Source organism: Edwardsiella sp. EA181011 (assembly GCF_000800725.1).
Taxonomy (GTDB): domain Bacteria; phylum Pseudomonadota; class Gammaproteobacteria; order Enterobacterales; family Enterobacteriaceae; genus Edwardsiella; species Edwardsiella anguillarum.
The window spans coordinates 1,033,722-1,054,173 of the sequence record NZ_CP011364.1 but is presented as its reverse complement, the minus strand read 5'-3'; the positions used below and the strand labels follow the sequence as shown (position 1 = coordinate 1,054,173).

Here is a 20,452-nt window from a genome sequence, read left to right as displayed (position 1 = left end):
ATTAGCCTACCGTTCTGAATAGTTCATTTATAGTTGTATTAAATTCCATAACAGAATCAAATGGCTGACGACAAAAAGATTGAATCTGCGGCCACAGATGTATAGCGCGATCGACCTGAGGATCTTCACCATGCTTATACTCACCAATTCGCAGCAACAACTCAACATCCTTATAGGTAGCAATCATTGATTTTAGTGTAGCGGCAGCATTTGACTGCTCACGAGAGGTAACATTAATCATAATACGACTAGCACTCAAACCAACATCAATAGCAGGATAATGATTCTCTTCAGCAAGCTTCCTACTTAAAATAATATGTCCATCTAAAATAGATCTTACCTCATCAGCAATAGGATCGTTAGCATCATCATTTTCTATCAGCACGCTATAAATAGCTGTTATGGCACCAACAGCTGCAGGACCTGCCCTTTCAAGTAAGCGTGGTAAGGTAGCAAAGACGCTAGGTGGAAAACCACCGCGTATATCAGGCTCGCCAATCGATAACCCAACATCCCTAGCGGCTCGAGCATAACGAGTAACTGAATCCATTATCAATAATACATGTTTTCCCTGATCACGGAAAAACTCAGCGATCGTAGTAGCAGTAAATGCAGCTTTCATTCTTTCCAATGGTGGACGATCCGATGTAGTGACTACAAAGACAGAACGTAGCCTGGTTTCCTCTGGTAGCAAAGCAAGAAACTCATTAACCTCTCTGCCTCTTTCACCGATCAAGGCCATCACGATAATATCGGCCTGAGCACCATTACATATCATACCTAACAAGGTACTTTTCCCAACGCCAGAACCAGCGAAAATACCGATACGCTGGCCTACGCCGCAGGTTAATAATCCGTCAATCGCTTTAACGCCTACGGATAGTGGCTTATCAATAATGGCTCTTGATAACGGGTCGGGAGGCTCTATAAATAAAGAGCGCTGATAAGGTATATTAGTCAATTTATCCCCAGCGGCCAAAGGGTGACCTAATCCATTAACAACGCGGCCCAATAAACCATAGCCCACAGAGATAAAAAATTCACTTTGATAAAAACTAAGCCACTGTCCTAAAAACATACCGCTCATGTCACAGAATGGTAAAAGTGTGACGCTCATTTCATTTATTGAGATCACTTCAGCAAATTCATCACTGGGTTTAATCTGATAGATTGAACCAATTTTCGCCAAAGGCAAATATGCCTTTATAAAAATAGCTCCAATTTCTATTATTTTACCTTCATAAGTTGCAGTATTCTCTATTGATATCACAACATCATCATGCCTCAATAGTTTTTTTATATTTTCACAACATAACTTAGGAACATATTCATTATTCATATCCATTAATTGTCCCCAAAACTTTAAGACCGATATCATTTCCTACCTCCTGAAAAGAAAGAACGGAGATAGTTGGAATTGTGCCCTCAATAAGCTTTTTCATATAACGGCGGATATCGAGCGATGTCAATATTACGCCATTAATATTACTATCGATTATAGTATTCATGCTTGCAATGAGTTGCGAACTTCTTTCAGCACTAAGGTTAAGGTAAGACCCCGAAGATGTCTGACGAATAGCCTCTCGCATTTCGTTTTCTAACTCGCTACCAATCAACCAAACGGATAGCATCTCACCATGATTACTATGTTTAGAGATAATATGTCGCCGCAATGCTACCCGAACATACTCACAAAGAATCACCACATCTTTTTCTTTTACAGACCACAAAATTAGTGTTTCAAATATAGTACGTAAATCACGGATGGATATCTCTTCATCAACTAAGCGTTGTAATATATCTACAATCTTACTCAACCCTAACTGACGCTGTAACTCTTTCACCAACTCGCTATATTGCCTTTCCATAATATCCATAAGATATCGTGTTTCTTGCACTCCGATAAACTCTCTAGCACAGCATGAAACGATCAGTTTACTATAAAAAACAACGGCATCATTTACATTATTAACTACCTTAATACCCAATGATATTGCTATCTCCTCATTAGCCAGCGGAGTTTTATAAACCTTTCTTCCATATGGTAATAACTCCTTTTGATACTCAAACGAAAAATCATTACTGTTAGGGAAAAATATTATTTTTTCATTCTCCCAAAATGTCTTATAGACTAACTCTTGATACAGATAGACCTCTATAGCATCATCCTTGATGCTTGAGCATTCTAAAACAATCTCAGGAAGAGGAATTCCTCTTTCATCAAAAAAACGCCAGCGCATCATATCAATAAACTGTTTTAATTCTGCGTTGAAGATTCTTGCACCTATTTTTAAACGCAGAGGGACTGCACCAGATGTCACATTTTCAGAGCCTATCCGCTCCTCAGGACCTAAAGAACTATGGCTATCAAAAACCTGTTTTTTATTAACCCGCCAACCAATAACACCCATAGCTAATGAAAGTAAAATAAAAACCAGAACAGGGAACCCTGGAATAGATGCCATCACTAGCATCAAGCCGGCACTGATAAAGAAAGGGCGACTATTCCCTGATACTTGACCAATTATATCACCCGCCAAATTATTATTAATCTCACCAGGAACTCTCGTTACTACAATACCCGCAGTCACAGAAATCAACAATGCAGGAATCTGAGCTACCAAAGCATCACCAACAGAGAGTACCGAGAAGAGCGCTAAGGCATCACTGAAACTCATGTTAAACTGCCACATACCGATCAACACACCGCCGAGGAGATTCACAACAATAATGATAATACTGGCAATAGCATCACCTTTAACAAACTTCATAGCCCCATCCATTGCGCCATAAAGTTGACTCTCTTTTTGTACCTCAGCCCGCTGTTTCTTTGCCTCCTGCGCATCAATAATACCAGCACGCATATCACCATCTATACTCATTTGCTTGCCAGGCATTCCATCAAGAGAAAAACGCGCGCCAACCTCTGCAACACGTTCAGCGCCTTTAGTTATCACTAAAAATTGCACTATTGTGATAATAACAAAAATAATCAGACCAACGACAATATTACCTCCAACGACAAAGTTACCAAATGAATAGATTATTTCACCGGCATCATGTTGTAGAAGTATCAATCGAGTGGTACTGACACTGAGAGACAAACGCATCAGAGTTGTTATCAACAGAATAGTTGGGAAGACGGATAAGTCTAGCGGTCTCTTGATGTATATAGATAGCATCAACAACAATAATGCTGTTGATATATTTATCGCAATAATTATATCAACAACAATCGTTGGCAGTGGAATGATCATCATCATTACTGCCATAAAGAAAAAAATAGCCAGAACGAGATCTTGATATTTGGAAAATGAATTCAAAAAAGAAATATAACTTTTCATTTTTAACGGCATAGCCTTTCTATAATTGATTTTATTTTATTGTGATTCATTAATAGTAATTTTTCATAACGACTTGAAAGATCATCTATCTGATAGCATATACATAGATTTTCTCGATAAATAAACACATGAATAATAAAACCATTAATACGCTCTGGTGATAACTCACTAAGAAACTTTACTAGATTATCACATCGATATCCTATTGAGTAAGTAAAAAAGACGCCACCATCAGCGTCACTCTCAATAAAAAGATCAAACAAATTAGATTTAACAACAAAAAAAACATCATTATTATTGCATACTTCATTTTCATTTATAGCCATTAAAAACGATTCTACATTTCTTTTTAGAAATAAATTCAAAACACACCATCCTTACTGACCTCGTAAAAATATAAACATCGTCTTGAAATCGCCTTGAGAATATTATATACATGACAACGCATCTATATGCAAGGTATAGCACCCATCCTTTAAAAGTTATAGATGTCGTAAGTTATCAAAGGGATGTTGATACTAGCAGCACTTATATATGACTTGTTGGAATATTCAGCTATGACTACAGGTACAATAGGGACTCTCCCTAGCAATGCTCTGCCTATGCGACCGATCAACACACATGAGTCAACCAATGCAGTCGGCGTGTTAAATTCAGAGTCCTCTACTAATACGTCCAGAACCATTAAGATAGTAACCTTAGCGAGTTCCCTTACCCTAGTATTAGGGGCAATTGGAACAGGCATTGCCGCTAAAGTGACGGGAGACAACGGAGATGCCGATTCATCTATGGCTCTGGGTGTCAGCGCTGGAGTGTTAGGTTTTGTTGGCCTTGGCGCAGGTGTTCTCGGTTCCATCGTAGCAAAAAAATTAGACAATAATAGTAGCAATAACAGCTAACGATATTGTTAGCAAAGAAAATAATTAATGCCGGCCAAGCTATAGCTTTGGCCGGTAATAAGGTAATGTAAAATGGACCCAATACTGCAGACTAACGCGCTTTCATCTATCTTACCCCACTCAGCGGAGGCCTCTACCATTCCATCATCAGTTCAGTTGACAAACATGCCTGCTCAGCCGGTAGAAATGACCGCAGCTTCTCAGTTTTTATCGCAACTGTTACCCAGTACAGCTAGCGTAGCTTCTCCTGAACAAGTCCTAATAGAAGAGATCAAGCGTAGACATTTCAATGCACTCAATGCCCCGGATCTTAACTTTGATGATCTTGCCGCAGGTAAGCTATCGCCAACAGACATGCTACAGCTACAGCGCTCTGTACTGAATGCAAATGTGAATATAGATGTTATTTCAAAATTAGCCAGTCTGTTTTCTACATCTATTACAAAACTAACATCAATGCAATAAAAAATACATGAAAACAAAAAAAATAATATTAATGATTTTTATTTTCCTTATTACAGGATGCAAAGAGATATTATATTCTGAGTTATCTGAAGCTGAAGCAAATCAAATGCAAGCATTATTATTAACAAACAACATAGACGTCGATAAAACCATTGAGAAATCCAAAGCGATATCGTTAAGTGTAGACAAAAAGGATTTTGTAAAATCGATAAAAATACTCAATGATAATGGATTCCCGAAAAAGAAACTGGTAAGCATTGAAACTATTTTTCCCGCTAGCCAATTAATTTCATCGCCTATGCAGGAAAGTGCTAAACTCAATTTCATTAAAGAGCAAAGCATTGAGAAGTTTCTTAATAAAATACCTGGCGTCGTTGATAGTAGCGTTACATTAAATGCATTAAAAACCGACGGTTCCTCAGGAGTATCAACAGCATCCGTTCTCATCATCACTGCACCACAGGCTAATTTAGAACCATCAATCAATCAGATCAAAGGACTGGTGAAAAATAGCGTTGATGAACTCAGCATTGAAAACATTACTGTAGTGATAAAGAAACTAGCCATATAAACATCAGAATATATATAATGAGACAACATTAATGAGTAATAGTAATGATTTCTCTATCGAATGGCTAAGTTCATTAGAGTTTATTAATAATGTTAGTGGTGATAGCTCTCAGATATTCTTTACCATTTATAAAAAAGACGCTATTCTTCGCGATTTTGGTCACAGCTGGATTCTCTACATGAAGCTTAATGTAGACTATAAACAGATGGACACAGCAAGATTAAATAAATTATGTAGTATATTAACTGCAGGAAAAGAATATCGACACATGGGTGTCTATCTATCAAATAACAATTGTTTTCTATGCCGTAGCTATCTAAAGAATGGTAATCACAGATCTCATATTAGTTTAATTATTATGCAGCATACATTTGCAGTTTTACTGGATAAAAATTTTGCCAAAATAGATGATGAAGAATCACACAGCCACTCTTCTTACTCTAATATTATAAACTTAGCATAATGAAAAAATCATATATATTCTTGTTTACAATTGGCATGCTACCTTATTTAAACGTATCGGCTAACACACTCAGCCAACGTTTGGCTGGCGATTATTTTATTGTCACACCAAAAACTGACGTTAGCATAATCATCAATGATATCGCAGCAAACTATAGTTTGCCAGTATTTATAAGCCCTAAAATAACCGATAGTTTTCTTGGAGAACTTAAAGCCGATAATGCATTAATAATATTAGATAAACTTGCAAAAATGTATCATCTATCACTATATTATGATGAAAATATCCTTTATGTGTATAAATCAGATGAAATTACCCGGAGTATTATCACACCAAACTATCTAGATACTAATACATTAATTTCATACTTAAAAAAGCCTACGCAAAATAATAATGCATCATGCCAGATAAAAAAAATAAGTTCCTTTAACTCGCTTGAGGTGAGGGGCGTGCCAGAATGTATAAAGTATATCACTAACTTGGCTAGTAACTTGGATAAAGAGTCTCAAACCAAAGCAACAAATAAAGATGTAATCAGAGTTTTCAAACTAAAATATGCATCTGCTGTAGATATAAATTATAAATATAGAGATCAAAGCGTAACAGTTCCAGGCGTTATCTCGATTCTTAAAACAATGGCGAATGATGGTACGCTGCCCAGCCAAGGGAATAATGCAACGGATTCAAGTAAATTACTCTCTGGTGGACAGGCCCAGATCTCTGCCGATCCAAGACAAAATGCTATCATCGTTAAGGATCGTGAGATTACTATGGATATCTATCAACAACTTATTACCCATCTTGACGTGGAGCAACGGCAGATTGAAATATCAGTATCAATTATCGATGTAGATGCAAACGATCTACAACAACTAGGAGTTAATTGGTCTGGCTCCATGAGTTTTGGTAACAGCTCAGTCAGTTTTAACTCACAAAATACTTCAGCTACTCTCAGCACTGCAGTGATCAGCAATGCAAATAACTTCCTTATTCGCGTCAATGCATTGCAGAAAAACTCAAAGGCAAAAATATTATCGCAACCATCGGTGATAACATTAAATAATATGCAAGCTATTTTAGATAAAAATGTGACCTTCTTTACTAAGGTATCCAGTGAGCGTAGCGCATCTTTGGAAAGTATTACCAGCGGTACGTTATTACGAGTAACCCCACGAATAATTAATAGTCAAAATAATTCAGATGTTTTAAAGAATGAAAAGGTCCGGCTGCTCCTTGATATTCAAGATGGCAGTCAGTCACCATCAACACAGAATAATCAGGAGGCTCTCCCTCAAGTTCAAAACTCAGAGATAACCACAGAAGCGACACTGAACGCAGGTGAAAGCTTGCTGCTTGGAGGATTTATTCAAGATAGAGAAATTTCAGGAAAAGCAGGGATACCATTATTGCGTGACATACCTTTGATTGGGCATCTTTTTAGCAGTTCAACGCAGGAGAAACATAGCGTCATGCGACTTTTCCTTATCAAAGCAACGCCAATTAATAACTAGTAACCACAGTGTATCCAGCGATGAATAATATAAAGTCAATCCAGGAAATTATTAAGTTTTATAAAAGTGGTGGGACACTTGCGGCATTGACATCAATGACACAGCAAGATCTTAATGTATTGCATGGTTATGCCTACAATACGTTTCAAGCGGGCGACTTCACGACAGCTAGAAACATATTTATGTTATTATCTTATCTAGAACATTGGAATTATGACTATACTCTTTCTTTAGGTATCTGTCATCAACGCCTTGCTGACCATGAGGATGCACAACTTTGCTTCGCGCGCTGTGCTACATTGATCATGCAAGATCCTCGAGCGCCATATTATGCCGGAATAAGCTATGCTCTCACCAAAAACAATGTAATGGCTAAAAAGGCTTTCAAGGCTTGTTTATTGTGGTGCAATGGCAAAGAAGAGTACAAGAGCATTGAGGATAGTGCTAAAAAACTTCTAAAAGATTGCAAGGAAAAGACATAAAAAGTGGGCTGTTTAATATATCAACAGCCCACTACTCTATCATCTAATGAGAACCACTTTGGCATATCTTTAATAAAGACTGGCTAATTTCATCATCTGCATAGGCAGAAACTCTCTGCCTTGCCTCATCTTCTCTATTTAATCCAAAAAGAATAATACATTCAATTTGTGCTAAATCCTTCTTATTGGGAATGACATACTCAAGCGCAGATAACATGGCCACTGCATCATGCCTCAAATTATGGTTAACTGCAGCAATAGCAGAAAATATTAAAATTTGATTTGCCGTCATACGCTGAGCGCCGTCTAACATAATTAAAAACTCCTGTTAGCTATTGTAGAAATAATATCTTTTACCGTTTTCAGCATTCCACTCTCTACGTTAATATAGGCAGAATATTGTTGAACAGCAAACTGTAACTGCAGCATTCTCTCAGGGTTGTTAACAACATCCTCGCCACTCGCTAGCAATGGCTGAATTGAGTCGCTAATTCGTTGCCCAAACTGTCCCATTTGTGTAGTCACATCAATCAGATTCATGCGAATAACCTTCTATAATTTATCAATTGTTAACAAAAAGCTTAAACCAAGTCTCTTGCTCAGTACTAAAAATCCTTGCGCCTTTACTTTGGAAAAAGTCGAATAGACCGGCTCTCCTCTCTTTCTCATCAGGGTTCCCTGACATTGCCTGCATCGCTGAAATCACTTTAATCTCTATAAACCGTGAGCAAAGATCCTGTAAGAATCGACTCAATGATAAAACAGGGCTTTTCAGCCCTGTTTGGTTAACCTGTGAAACAAAATAACACAGGATAAGCTCATCGCCATCAAGTCGATACGTTAATGAAAAATGAGATGTCTCAATACACCAACCAATAAAAAAACCGCTTCCCATTAAATATTCATGGCGAAGATGATATCCCTTACTGGCTAGATAGCGATTGATTACAGTATCATTAAACGTATCATTCATAACTTATCCCGCAATACGTACAGCTTGTCCTTGTCGAGTCAATATATCATTAATGTTACGAGTAACTTCGGTGATATCATTTAAACGCTGACGAACTTCATCTTTACTTCCCTGAACATCTTGCTGATAGATATTACGGCTCTGCTGCTGGTAATCCTCTAGATTTTTAGCTCGATCAGCCGCCAAATCATTAGATACTTTCAGCCCAGCGGAGATAGTACCAGGTAGCTCTTTTACCCCTTGAGCTAAATGAACTCCAGCAATGAATGCCCCATTCTGTGAAATACTATCAAATTTATTAGTTACACTTTCAGCCATACACTTCAAGCGGCTACTCAGCTCGACCACATCGTCTGTAGCACTGGCTACGTCATTAGCGACAGCGGCCATTGGCGCTGTACTTGTCACAGCATCTTCAGCCACATCAGCTGCTCGGCGGGTTAACGAGGCCGCACGCGATACAGCCTGCTGTGTATTTTGTGCCATATCATCAGCAATATCAGATGCACGGCTTGTAATTGACGCTGTACGAGATAATGCTTGCTGCGTGCTTTGCGCTGTATCAGCAGCAGCATCTGCCACCTTACTCAGCTGAGCCGTAGATTTAGCCAGCTCACTCGTCACATCACCGGTTGAGTCGGCAATCTTCGCAGCAGCACTACCCGCCTTTACAGCCTCCCGCGCTTGGGTTATTCCGGCAAAAGACCCTAACACACCCAATGTGGAACCAATAATTCCACCAATCAGCGCAGTAGTCGCACCTTTTCGTCTTTCTTCAATAGCCTTATCCTGGCTAGCAAACGCTGCCTCCTGGATCTTAAAGCTCTGTCCAACCTGTTGCTGCTGGTACTCCTGTAGGACTCTTAATGCCTTACGCAGCAGCACTTGAATCTGCAACAGCAGCTCATTGAGATCCAACGCACCCGCAGGTAAGGTCTCGGATGGTGTAGGACTTACACCTAACGCAGTATTAACGCTATTGATACCTGACGCGTTATTCGCAGAACCATCTACAGTATTAATCATATTTTATTATCCTTAAGATCACGCCAAACCACGAATAATGCGCGAATTAACACGCGCAGTGTCAGACATAACATTAGAGGTTCCTTGTAAAAAGCGAACCAGATCATTGCCCTCGTCCGCAGCTCTACGCAGCATTGAGCCAGTACTCTCACCCATTAAGCGGTAATTCATATCCAAATTCTTAACGCTAAACGCTGCAGCTAAAGAGTCGATAAGTGCGTCTGAGGACTCCTTATTCAATACGGTAGTCCCTATGCTTTTACTCGACTCTGTCAATCCCGTCGCGATAGCACCAACCTTTGCTGCAGTATTTTCAACGAACTTTTCAGTTACCTTGGCAACGACTTTCGTTACCGTCTCACCCAATTTCTGCGCCACTGAGCTCGCGCTTTTAAGAATTGAGGACAGGGCCCCTACGCCAGCCGTCGCCAAACCGGCAGCCATAGAGATCCCTCCGAATACCTGCGCTGCGCTTTTCAACGCCTGCGGAGCTTTATCACCCATAACATCAACGGCAGTTTGCAGTGCCATTGATGTTGCACTGATCGCAACCACGACCCATAGAGCAGGGTTAAAGAGGGCGGCTATGGCGGTCGCCAGCACACCCAGCCAACCAAAAACCTGACCTAAAACTTTCGATTTTTGCGCTTTCTCTTCCGCTTTTTGTTGTTCTTCAAGCTGTTTTTTAAACTCTTCTAACTTACTCGCGAGCGCTTTATCTTGCCCATCGGCATAGATTCGATTTGAATCTTTCAGGCTACCGATTTTTTGTGTAGAGGTTTCCATCGACAGTGAGGTTACCATCAGCATCATTGCAATAGGATCAACCTGACTGAGACGTGCCAAGATCGGTAGCGCCGTTTTATCTTCCCCTTTATCAGCAAACAACCCGGTGCTATCGCTACCACTTCGCTCGCCGGATATCCCACCAAAAAGCTTATCTAGCACATCCTCTGCCGCTGAAGGTGTCACCATACGGTGCGCGACACTGCCAGGAGGCAGCGGTAATGGGCTACTATTAAAAGAGGATGAACCCTCATCTACCTGTGCTCTTGGCTGTAGGATAGGTTGTGTTAGGGGGATGACGGAGGATTTTAGACTGTTGCCCCCTGGGGCTACAGCATCCAATGCCATACTAGGGCCAACGGAGGATATAGTTAAATTAGTATCCATCATTATTCACCTATTATATTAAAAAATTATTTTCCTATCGTAATTCCTGAAATCGTTCGGTATTGCAATGATTGTAAATCAGAACGAGTACTGGTCATAAGGTTTAGCGTGTTAGACAGCTGCTGGATTTGTAGCTGATTGCTATTAACAACGGAGGTCAGGTTATTCGCCTTTGCCCCTAATGCAGCCTTCACGGTCTGTAGATCGCCAGCGCCCATCGCCTCAGTTAACCCTACGCTCAGCCCGGAAATTTTTATCTCATTGGATGGATCGTTAATATAATCAATCACCTCCTGCGGGAGTTTTACTTTTGTATTCTTATCACTGCTACTTTGCACATCGGCAATTTTGGCATCAACCAAATTTTCCATTTTCTGCGCTTCAGTCGAAGCCTTCGACGCCTCATTCATCTCGGCAAAAACTTTAGTCGTCATTTTACTCTGCGCAGAGTACATACTAGAAAACAACATAATCGCGGCTTGAAATGCCCCTACTTTTTCAAACAGCGCTTGTACATCAGCTTTTGACATGCTTGATAGATCATACCCTAGGGTACCGTCTACCTGAAAACCACCGCCTACTGAAATATCACTCATATCATCTATCCTTCTATATATTAGAAACATTAAACAACATTTAAAATTAAACTCAAAATCAACACCAACTTACTCCGAGTCTCTATCTATAACATCTGAAATACCATTAATAATACTTTCTCGCTGTTCTTCAGTCATAAAACAAGAGTGGGGCAACGTTTGATAAAAATCTTTTATTAAATGATAATAATATAGTTTCTGTCCATCAATAACACCAACCCGGCTTGGACTCCCCGCAAACCACTCTTCGGTCAACCAAGTTTGTTCCAACGTGCTAATCAGCTCACTAAGAATAATATCAGCATCCTTTTTTAAGGATAAAGAAACTATTTCGCTATAATTATTTAATGATAAAAAAACTATAATTCTATACAGATCAGTAATGACAGATGACGTTCTTTCTCTATCCTCGACCTGTGGTAAATAAGATAGCTCAAATGACAATGCACGAATTATTACTTTAAGGTAGTTATCTCTATCAGGCAAATCCTTTATCTCTAAGAACCATGTAAGCAGTGTACTTCCTTCATAATCCTCCTGATCTTTTGCCTTCTGATAGAGGTTTTTTATTTTCTTTAGTTTTTCATGCGTTATCCCACCGACCCCCAACCAGGCCAGCAAAGCCAGCTCCCATTCCTCTTCACCGAGTAGTTCCAAGAGCAATTTGGCGTACTTTTTTTTTGCGCTAAGGTAATCGTATTCAAATGCAGTAGGGACGATATTAATGCAATAATCTCGCCTTTCGGCATTGCGCCAAACATCGCCAACTGGGGGTCATGCTGATCCAGCTGAATAGCGGTGTGCAACGCAATATCCTGCAACGCATCCTCACCAGCTAAGTTAATGATATCTTGCATTTTATTGATTATATTATCATTACCCCCATCTTCCTCCACCCTACGTCCCGTAGGTCGACGGAACCCTAAGCTGATCCCCTCAGCCGTTTCAGCCATAGAGGCTGCATTGATTATTGCTAACTCATTTTGCATATTAGCTAATGGTGTATTTAACGATAAATTATTATTTTGTTTATTCGAAAAATCATTTATATCGTTAAACACTGGAATTACAGATACATTAAAATCAATACCAGAAGCCATTTTAAGAACCTTTTATATAAATAAACATTGAATTATTTATAATATTCAGCTGTACAAGCGCACTCAGCATAATTTATGCTAACCGTACTATCAAGCTACTTTATACTATTAGCAGCAATCATCAACATGCGATCTGATTATAAAATAAGATTTCTGACTTGGCCACTGAGTGGTAGAGAGTTGATTGTACCTATAGAGTCATTTTCTATTGGTAAAAACGATGATAGTCTCATCACATACCAACTTGAAAATCCATTGCAAAATTTCACTCTTAGCACTAATGATGATGGTGTTTGGCTAAATACCCCCACTACATTTTGGATTAATGGTATTCAGACGTCTAACGCTGATTCAATTTTGCTTCCACTCAATCAACCAATTGATATTGCCGGCTGCGGATTTATTCTACTTAGCGCAGATCAAGAAACGTCGCTAGTATCATTACCCAAACGAAAAAAAAACGCACATATAGATAAGAAAAACATTGTAGTAATCGCATCATTGCTATTTTTAACACTTTCTTTATCGATTTTTGCTTTTTTTATATAAAAAAACAAGATTCTATGATTAGTCTCATCAGCAGAGAAGACGTTTATCAATCACTAAAAAAAGAAAAGCTTTTTGCTATTGTACCCGTCTGGCATGGGAGTAGCATTGCTTTATACGGTCGATGCGAGCAATCATCTCAATTGCAGACTTTCTTTAATTTTCTTTATAAAAATAACATAAGATATATAAATAATATTATTTGTAATGACCAAATAATCAGTGGAATTAATGATGTTTTAGTTCAGTATGGCTATGACAATATAGATGTATCTTATGGTGGTAGCCCCGGATTCTTCATCCTATCGGGTTACATTCAGTCACCGCTACAGTGGAAAAAAGTAGAAGGCCAGCTCTTAACTATGCCAGGCGTCAGAGGATGGCAAGTACGAAACAAAGCCGACGCCATCATCAATTCATTAGTTGATGAACTATCGAAAAACAAATTAATCAACAAGTTAAGCATTCATAAGCGTGATAAAGCAATAATCATTGACGGCTTAGTTTCAGCAGTAGAAGAGCAAAAAATAATAAATATTATCGACAGGCTAAATAACAATAAAATAATTTTTCAAAATATACCACCCTATATTCCCAAAAACCTATTTTCAGGAAAGATCATCAGAGTGAGTGGAACAAAAAATGCGCCAATGATTACATTAGATAATGGGAGCACTCTCACTGTCGGCAGCGCCCTAAACAATGGCTACATAATCAACGAAATCAGCCTAGAAAATGGTATTAGTATCTCGAGGGAAAATGAATTAATCCATATCCCAATCTCTTATGATAAGTAAAAGTACAGTCTAGACTGGAGGGAAATACTTTCATGCAAATAACACAGTTGCAAAAAATAGTACAAACGCAGATAGACCAAACAACGACCCCTGACACAACCAACGGTCGCCTGGCAGGGTACTCAGTCAATACATCACAACAACAGCAAGAGGAAGCATTCACACGGCAAATAATGGAGCACGTGTCTAATACCCCATTAACAGAGAAGAATGTGACCGAACTATATCGGTTTCATGAAATGATTAAAGTCACTCATGACACAACCTCCACACAAAAATTCAAAGCAGTATTTACAGAGCTCAAACCCGGCATAACCTCTATACCATTAGGATTAGCAAAATTATTATTGGATGCTGCATATGAGTCTCAACCGCCTAGGTCCGCATCCTCCCCCGTTACAGACAGGTCTCGAACGCCCACTCCGCTTGCCAACGCGGCGCATATAGCATCGCGTCCATATACCTCTCCCCAGGCTGGCATGCCACCGCCGCCTCCCCCACGCCCCCCTTTATTAGGACATGGAGCTCATGCGGCCTTGCAGCCACATCACGCCCCCCGGGCTGGCATGCCTCCGCCGCCTCCCCCACGCCCCCCTTTATTAGGACATGGAGCTCATGCAGCCTTGCAGCCACATAGCGCCCCCCGGGCTGGCATGCCACCGCCGCCTCCCCCACGCCCCCCTTTATTAGGACATGGAGCTCATGCGGCCTTGCAGCCACATAGCGCCCTCCGGGCTGGCATGCCTCCGCCGCCTCCCCCACGCCCCCCTTTATTAGGACATGGAGCTCATGCGGCCTCGCAGCCACATCACGCCCCCCAGGCAGGCATGTCCCCGCAGCCTTCTCCGCGCCCATCCGACACCAGTAGCGCTGTCCGAGCTAAAATTAGAACTCATGCAGAAACGTCAGAAAAACCGCAGCTCCCTATATCTCGGCCGACTAGACTCGAATTACACAATATAGATTCAATATCTCAGACACCTCGTCAAGAGTTACAAAATCGATTAAAGCAGGAGAAACTGCTATTAAATGATCCTAGCTCTTTTTCGACAAGCGCACAAAACCGATTCCCAGACATTCGCTCTAGGGCAACTACCCAGGTTAGATCAGATTTAAACGCTAACTTTATCGATGTTGGTGGAAAACGATGCGCTATCGCATGCCAATATCCTATTCCTACACAGGTAGAATCACATTTACGTATGATTATGGAACAACGCGCGACAGTACTCGTAGTGCTATCGTCACGCACAGAAATCGATAGAACAGCAGAGCTTGCAAAAAAAGACCCGATGGATCCTAAAATACTCCCTGATTACTTTAGCGTCCCGAAACAAAAATATGATGCTATAACGATGACATCAGAAAGGCTTGCATCTAACCAATCGTTACTCAAAGACAATGACATACTACTGGACCGCTATCGATTGACGATAAAACCAGATGGACCAGGAAGAGGTATTGCCCTAAGTCTGATTCATGTAACCAACTGGGGGGATCATACGGAATTGGACAGCAAAGCTATTCAAGCGCTTGCCAAGTTAGTCAATGATACTGCAGCAGAGCGTAAACAGGTTTACATTAATTCCAAAAGCAGTGCGCAGTATGACACCGACAAAATGCTGCCAGTCATTCACTGTCGCGCTGGCGTCGGCCGTACTGGCCAACTTCTTGGAGCCATGGCAATGCAGCAGACCCAGGATCAATCGTCCCCTTTGAGCCTGCAATAAATCATTTCCGATATGCGTACTAGCCGCAATCCAGTCATGGTACAAACGCCGGAACAGCTGGGTATTTTAATGGATATCGCCACAGAACAACATCGTCCCTTACTGTCGTCATAAGGTAACGTGCGACAAAGGGCCTATGCTAGGCGTATCGCTAAAAAATCATCAAACTCAATGTGATAATTATGCAACATTTTCATGCAATACTGCATCAACTAGCCTCCTTACTGGAGTTGGATAACACAGTATTCCAAGAAGATCAATCCAGCTGGAGCCTGGAAATAGATCAACGCTGGAACGTACATATTGTGGCGTTGGATCTACGGGAAATCGTATTGTTTTTACGGGTTGCACCACTCTCCTCGCCATTGCTGGCAGTATCATTATTACAGGAGAATCTATTCACGCTATCAAATAGGATGATACGCTGCGGACTTGACAATATGCAGAGTATTATATTATGGAATCAGCAAAGCATCAGCAATACTGATGGGGGTGAGCTTTATCAGGTATTACTATCGCTGATCCACAAAGCTGAAGAGATAGAGCAAATGGTACAAAAAAGTGAGGAGATAACTGAATCCGAGTCCAAAGCGGAGGTGTGGACACCATTGGTTTAGTAAGGTTGGCTACTGTTTTATAGCGTTAGCGCCTTTATAACCTTATCGATATTGAAAGTACCGTTCCCAAATACAGAAGGAGGCCAACATACAGTATATTGGCCAAGGTAGATAAGCTATCACACTCACAGTATATGTGTATCGTCATTCACTGTGAGTGCATCTACTTTAATCAATAATACCCTACCACAGTAGGCGGCCGATCAGCGGCGAAAGCAGCACCGTCACCACGCCGGCCAGCATCATGACCAGGCTGGAGACGACGCCTTCGGTCTGCCCCATCTCATAGGCCTTGGCCGTCCCGGCGCCGTGGGACGATGCGCCGAGTCCGGCGCCCTTGGCCATGCCGCTACGTACGGAGAGGCGCAGCAGCAGCATGTCCCCCACCGCCATACCAAACACCCCGGTCAGCACCACAAACAGCGCCACCAGATCCGGCTGCCCCCCCAGGCGCTTGGCCGCCTCAATGGCGAACGGCGTGGTAATCGAGCGTACCGCCAGGCTACGCTGGATGCTTTCTGGCAGGGTCAACAGCCGCGCCAGCCACACCGAGCTGAGTACCGCCACCAGCGTCGAGGTCAGTACGCCGGCCGTCAGCGACAGCCAGTGACGACGGATAATCGCCAGGTTCTCATATACCGGCACAGCAAAGGCGATGGTCGCCGGCCCCAAGAGCCAGAGTAACCAGTGATTCTCCCCCATATAATCACGGTAAGAGATATGCCCCAGAACCAACAGCAGCACCAACAGCAGCGGCGTCAGCACCAGCGGCATCAGCCAGATACGGTGAACCCGACGGTACAGCCGTTTATTGGCGAAATAGAGCGCCAGCGTCACCGCCAGACACAGCATGCCGATCCCCAGACCGTTCATCAGCGCACCATCCCGGCGCGGCGCCGCTGTAGCCACAGCTCCAGCCGGTAGATCCTATCCACCACCAGCGCCGTCATCCCCAGCGTTAACAGGGTGCTCAGGGCGATCACCGCCACGATACGCCACCCCTCGACCATCAGCAGCGAGGCATAGTTCACCACTGCCACCACCGCCGGGACAAAAAATAGCAGCATCTCGGCCAGCAGCCAGCGGGAGCCCGCCTTCACCCACGCCAGCGGCAAAATACGCAGCGCAATCAGCGCCAACAGCAGCAGCATACCGATGATATTGGCCGGCAGCGGCAGTGAAAAGCGGCTGACCAGCCATTGGGAAAAGAGAAACAGCAGCGCATACAGCGCCACCTGCAACGGCACCCGGGCGTGGGTGCGCAGGTGCGCCATAACGGGGCGCAACGCCAGAGACATACAAACCTCAGAAGGGGATTAATGTGATAAGAAGCACAGTATAGGCAAAGAGGATCCCTGGCATAAAATGAATTAAAATTATTGCCATCATTGATAAATGGCATACCTATCCTGTAAAGCGGAGTCCTGCATGGACGTGAGAACGTTACGTTACTTTGTTGAGGTGGTGCGCCAACAGAGCTTCACCCGAGCGGCGGAAAAGCTGTTTGTCACCCAGCCGACCATCAGCAAAATGCTGCGCAATTTGGAAGAGGAGCTGGGGTGTACCCTGCTGATCCGTGAGGGGCGTGGCCTGCGCCTGACCGACAGCGGCGGCGTAGTCTATCAGCGAGCGCAGATGATCCTCGATCAGTTTAGCCAACTGAGAACCGAGCTGGACGATTTGGGCACCCTGAAGAAGGGGAGCCTGAAGCTGGGCATCCCACCGATGGTCGGTACCCAAATGGCCGGCCTGATCGGCGAATTCCGCCAGCGCTACCCGGGAATCGAGCTGCACATCGCCGAGTTCGGCGGGCTGACCGTCGAGCAGGCGGTGCTCTCCGGCGAGCTGGATCTGGCGCTCACCGCCCTCTCTGCCCAGCCCGATCCAGCCATCGCCTCGCTGCCGCTGTTCAGCCACCCGCTGTATGTGCTGCTGCCGCGCCAGGCGCCCTGGCTGACCCGCTCTGCCCTGAGCATAGCCGATCTGGCCCAGCAAAACATCCTGCTGTACAACGAGGACTTCGCCCTCTATCAGCAGCTGATGCAGGCCTTTTCCACCGCCGGCGTGAAGCCGCAAATCGCGGTGCGCAGCGGCCAGTGGGACTTTCTGGCCGCCATGGTACAGGCCGGGGTGGGGATCGCTATCCTGCCGCAGCCGATCTGCCAGCGCCTCGATCCGCACAGCCTGCTGTGGCTGCCGCTCGCACCGGCGCTCATGTGGCGACTGGGGCTGATCTGGTGCCATGGCCGCTATCTGTCGCACAGCGCTCAGGCGTGGATCGCCCGCTGCCGCGCGTTCTGGCCGGAGGGGGAAATGCACCCCGAGCGCCTAACCCTGCGCGGTAACGAGACGCCGCCGCCGACGGCATAGCATCACGTTCCCCCGCTCTCGCCGGGGCCCTAGAGGTAAAAAAGCCCCGGACGCAAGGCGTCCAGGGCAGGAAGGCTCAGCGCTAACCCTTAGTTTTTTTCGACCAGCAGCGCCTCCAGCAGATCCAGATCGTGCAGCATCTTCTGCAGCGTCTCGTTACTGATCTTCTGGGTGGCGCGCAGGTGATACAGCTCTCCGCGTTCGGCGCGCAGCGCCGTTAAGCGGAAACGGCGCTCCAGATTCTCCACCTCCAGGATTTCGTCGGCGTTCTCCTTGGTCATCACCCGTCGCCGCAGACTGCCGATGACCCGCGAGCTGACCTCGGTCAGCAGTTGCGGATCGATGTTCTCCTCGGTGTCGGCCTCAAGGCGCTCCTGCATCTTCTTCAGACTCTCGATGGCCACCTCGGCGCTGACCGACTTCGCCATCAGCTCCTCATCGCGGTAGGCCACGCCGTCGGTGATCTCGACGCCGCGCAGCAGCAGCGGCAGCGCCACCACCCCCACCAGCAGGGAGAACAGAATTACCCCGGCGGCCAGAAACACCAGCTGATAGCGGCCGGGGAACGGCGTACCGTCGGTCAGGAACAACGGAATAGAGAGTACACCGGCCAGCGTGATGGCTCCGCGAACGCCGGCAAACGAGGCAATCCACAGATCGCGCATGCCGTAGGAGGCGAACTGCAGCGGGTTGTGCTTAAAGAAGCGCAGGCTGATACGCTTCATCCCCCACAGCCACAGGAAACGCAGCGCCAGCAGCAGCGCATACACCAGCACCACGTCGGCGAACAGATACCAGGTTTCGATATTTGGGTCGCGATCGGCCTGGATAATTGAGTTTTCCAGGATCCCCGGCAGCTGCAGGCCCAGCATGATAAACACCATGCCATTGAACACGAACTCCAGCATCGCCCACACGCTGTTGGCGCGCAGGCGCATGGTCAGCGGCGCGTTGCGGATCACCCCAGACTGACTGATGGTCATCCCCGCCGCGACGGCGGCCAAGATGCCGGAGACGCCGATATGTTCGGCGATCAGGTAACTAGCGAAGGGCAGCAGCATCAGAAGGACGATCTGGGTCGCCGGATCATCCCCCGCCCAGCGGCTCATCACCCGCAGGGACTTGCTGTACAGCCAGGTGACCGCCGCGCCGGTCAGCAGACCGCCCAGCGCCACCTTGAGAAATTCCAGCGTCGCGCCGGAGACGGTGAACACCATGGTACCCATCGCCACCGCGATAGCGAACTTCAGGGAGACCAGGCCGGAGGCGTCGTTCATCAGCGCCTCCCCCTCTAGCACCCCCATGATGCTCTTGGGGATCCGTCCCTGGCCGACGATACCACCGAGCGCGACGGCGTCGGTGGGTGACAGCACGGCGGCCAGCGCAAAGGCCGCCACCAGCGGAACCTCCGGCAGCAGCAGGTGCAGAAAGTAGCCGACGCCGACCACGGTAATCAACACCAGCACCAGCGCCAGCCCCAGGATCTCCCTACCGTGGTGCAAAAACTCCCGCGTCGGGGTTTTCCAACCGTCGGCAAACAGCAACGGCGGAATAAACAGCACCAGGAACAGCTCAGGGTCAAAATCCACGTGCAGGCCAAAGTGGGGCCAGGCCAGCAGCGCCCCGATGGCGATCTGCATCAGCGGCAGCGGGATTTGAAACGGCAGCAGGCGCGTTACCACGCCGGAGAGCGATACCACCAAAATCAGGATCAGGATTGTGAAGAATATTTCCATGTTCTTTCAGACTCAATGCCAACAGGGCCAACAGGACTAACGCAACGCTTTAT

23 protein-coding genes and 1 pseudogene are annotated in these 20,452 nt (G+C 44.6%); 11 read left to right on the top strand and 13 right to left on the bottom strand.

What is annotated here, in order from left to right; genetic code table 11:
- Window position 1: 1 nt before the first annotated feature.
- Genes QY76_RS17620 through QY76_RS18620 form a run of 3 tightly spaced genes read right to left on the bottom strand, consistent with a single transcriptional unit; the run spans window position 2 to window position 3,709 of the window.
- Window positions 2-1,339: a FliI/YscN family ATPase gene (locus tag QY76_RS17620; RefSeq protein WP_117026452.1), complete on the bottom strand. Its 1,338-nt coding sequence runs from the start codon at window positions 1,337-1,339 to the stop codon at window positions 2-4.
- A complete protein-coding gene (gene sctV / locus QY76_RS04775; RefSeq protein ID WP_045427221.1) occupies window positions 1,332-3,344 on the bottom strand; it encodes a type III secretion system export apparatus subunit SctV in 2,013 nt (670 codons plus the stop codon). The genes QY76_RS17620 and sctV overlap by 8 nt, the downstream gene beginning before the upstream one ends.
- Before the next feature lie 2 nt (window positions 3,345-3,346).
- Complete coding sequence (locus QY76_RS18620; RefSeq protein ID WP_144418095.1) at window positions 3,347-3,709, bottom strand: hypothetical protein; 363 nt, start codon at window positions 3,707-3,709, stop codon at window positions 3,347-3,349.
- A gap of 237 nt (window positions 3,710-3,946) precedes the next feature.
- On the opposite strand from QY76_RS18620, the gene QY76_RS18615 reads away from it, so the two are divergent.
- From QY76_RS18615 to QY76_RS04765, 6 genes are all read left to right on the top strand, one after another.
- Window positions 3,947-4,243, top strand: a complete 297-nt coding sequence (locus QY76_RS18615; protein ID WP_144242802.1) for a hypothetical protein — start codon at window positions 3,947-3,949, stop codon at window positions 4,241-4,243.
- Between the two features lie 72 nt (window positions 4,244-4,315).
- A complete protein-coding gene (gene sctI / locus QY76_RS17615; RefSeq protein ID WP_081854118.1) occupies window positions 4,316-4,708 on the top strand; it encodes a type III secretion system inner rod subunit SctI in 393 nt (130 codons plus the stop codon).
- Between the two features lie 7 nt (window positions 4,709-4,715).
- Entirely contained in the window at window positions 4,716-5,279 is a 564-nt protein-coding gene (gene sctJ / locus QY76_RS04770; protein ID WP_049648761.1) for a type III secretion system inner membrane ring lipoprotein SctJ, read from the top strand.
- A gap of 31 nt (window positions 5,280-5,310) precedes the next feature.
- The gene (locus tag QY76_RS18610; protein ID WP_144418094.1) at window positions 5,311-5,742 is read left to right on the top strand and encodes a SepD; all 432 of its coding nucleotides are present in this window, start codon (window positions 5,311-5,313) and stop codon (window positions 5,740-5,742) included.
- A complete protein-coding gene (locus QY76_RS17610; RefSeq protein ID WP_071844110.1) occupies window positions 5,742-7,253 on the top strand; it encodes an EscC/YscC/HrcC family type III secretion system outer membrane ring protein in 1,512 nt (503 codons plus the stop codon). Before QY76_RS18610 ends, QY76_RS17610 begins: the two co-directional genes overlap by 1 nt.
- A 20-nt stretch (window positions 7,254-7,273) precedes the next feature.
- Window positions 7,274-7,735 (top strand): SycD/LcrH family type III secretion system chaperone, encoded by a 462-nt coding sequence (locus tag QY76_RS04765; protein ID WP_049648760.1) that lies wholly within the window; start codon window positions 7,274-7,276, stop codon window positions 7,733-7,735.
- A 43-nt stretch (window positions 7,736-7,778) separates the two neighbouring features.
- Here the strand turns inward: QY76_RS04765 and QY76_RS04760 are convergent, their stop codons facing one another.
- From QY76_RS04760 to QY76_RS04735, 7 genes and pseudogenes are all read right to left on the bottom strand, one after another.
- Window positions 7,779-8,048 carry an EscG/YscG/SsaH family type III secretion system needle protein co-chaperone gene (locus QY76_RS04760; protein WP_049648759.1) on the bottom strand — a complete coding sequence of 90 codons (270 nt, stop codon included), beginning with the start codon at window positions 8,046-8,048 and terminating at the stop codon, window positions 7,779-7,781.
- A gap of 2 nt (window positions 8,049-8,050) precedes the next feature.
- A complete protein-coding gene (sctF, locus tag QY76_RS04755; RefSeq protein WP_045427098.1) occupies window positions 8,051-8,275 on the bottom strand; it encodes a type III secretion system needle filament subunit SctF in 225 nt (74 codons plus the stop codon).
- Window positions 8,276-8,297: 22 nt separating this feature from the next.
- On the bottom strand, window positions 8,298-8,708 hold the full coding sequence (locus tag QY76_RS17605) for a hypothetical protein (RefSeq protein ID WP_034165259.1): 411 nt from the start codon (window positions 8,706-8,708) through the stop codon (window positions 8,298-8,300).
- A 3-nt stretch (window positions 8,709-8,711) separates the two neighbouring features.
- A complete protein-coding gene (locus tag QY76_RS04750) occupies window positions 8,712-9,734 on the bottom strand; it encodes a hypothetical protein (RefSeq protein WP_045427092.1) in 1,023 nt (340 codons plus the stop codon).
- 18 nt (window positions 9,735-9,752) lie between these two features.
- A complete protein-coding gene (gene sctE, locus QY76_RS04745) occupies window positions 9,753-10,682 on the bottom strand; it encodes a type III secretion system translocon subunit SctE (RefSeq protein WP_144418093.1) in 930 nt (309 codons plus the stop codon).
- A 251-nt stretch (window positions 10,683-10,933) separates the two neighbouring features.
- The gene (locus QY76_RS04740) at window positions 10,934-11,503 is read right to left on the bottom strand and encodes a secretion protein EspA (RefSeq protein ID WP_117026449.1); all 570 of its coding nucleotides are present in this window, start codon (window positions 11,501-11,503) and stop codon (window positions 10,934-10,936) included.
- A gap of 69 nt (window positions 11,504-11,572) precedes the next feature.
- Window positions 11,573-12,603, bottom strand: a pseudogene (locus tag QY76_RS04735) (TyeA family type III secretion system gatekeeper subunit).
- Between the two features lie 75 nt (window positions 12,604-12,678).
- Between QY76_RS04735 and QY76_RS18605 the strand changes: the two are divergent.
- The 4 genes from QY76_RS18605 to QY76_RS04715 all read left to right on the top strand — a co-directional run bounded on the left by QY76_RS18605 (window position 12,679) and on the right by QY76_RS04715 (window position 16,293).
- Window positions 12,679-13,152: a hypothetical protein gene (locus QY76_RS18605; protein ID WP_144418092.1), complete on the top strand. Its 474-nt coding sequence runs from the start codon at window positions 12,679-12,681 to the stop codon at window positions 13,150-13,152.
- 14 nt (window positions 13,153-13,166) lie between these two features.
- Complete coding sequence (sctD, locus tag QY76_RS18390; protein ID WP_049703897.1) at window positions 13,167-13,946, top strand: type III secretion system inner membrane ring subunit SctD; 780 nt, start codon at window positions 13,167-13,169, stop codon at window positions 13,944-13,946.
- A 32-nt stretch (window positions 13,947-13,978) separates the two neighbouring features.
- Window positions 13,979-15,676 carry a protein-tyrosine phosphatase family protein gene (locus QY76_RS19665; protein ID WP_081854117.1) on the top strand — a complete coding sequence of 566 codons (1,698 nt, stop codon included), beginning with the start codon at window positions 13,979-13,981 and terminating at the stop codon, window positions 15,674-15,676.
- A 182-nt stretch (window positions 15,677-15,858) separates the two neighbouring features.
- Window positions 15,859-16,293, top strand: coding sequence for a CesT family type III secretion system chaperone (locus QY76_RS04715; protein ID WP_034165256.1), 435 nt, complete (start codon window positions 15,859-15,861; stop codon window positions 16,291-16,293).
- A gap of 183 nt (window positions 16,294-16,476) precedes the next feature.
- Here QY76_RS04715 and QY76_RS04710 read toward each other — a convergent pair whose 3' ends face one another.
- Together QY76_RS04710 and QY76_RS04705 are read right to left on the bottom strand one after the other, a co-directional pair.
- Entirely contained in the window at window positions 16,477-17,166 is a 690-nt protein-coding gene (locus QY76_RS04710) for an LrgB family protein (RefSeq protein WP_034165255.1), read from the bottom strand.
- A complete protein-coding gene (locus QY76_RS04705) occupies window positions 17,166-17,591 on the bottom strand; it encodes a CidA/LrgA family protein (RefSeq protein ID WP_034165254.1) in 426 nt (141 codons plus the stop codon). The genes QY76_RS04710 and QY76_RS04705 overlap by 1 nt, the downstream gene beginning before the upstream one ends.
- A gap of 130 nt (window positions 17,592-17,721) precedes the next feature.
- On the opposite strand from QY76_RS04705, the gene QY76_RS04700 reads away from it, so the two are divergent.
- Window positions 17,722-18,663 carry a LysR family transcriptional regulator gene (locus QY76_RS04700; RefSeq protein WP_045427090.1) on the top strand — a complete coding sequence of 314 codons (942 nt, stop codon included), beginning with the start codon at window positions 17,722-17,724 and terminating at the stop codon, window positions 18,661-18,663.
- Between the two features lie 89 nt (window positions 18,664-18,752).
- On the opposite strand, the gene QY76_RS04695 is transcribed toward QY76_RS04700, so the two are convergent.
- On the bottom strand, window positions 18,753-20,399 hold the full coding sequence (locus tag QY76_RS04695; RefSeq protein WP_034165252.1) for a Na+/H+ antiporter: 1,647 nt from the start codon (window positions 20,397-20,399) through the stop codon (window positions 18,753-18,755).
- Window positions 20,400-20,452 lie beyond the last annotated feature (53 nt).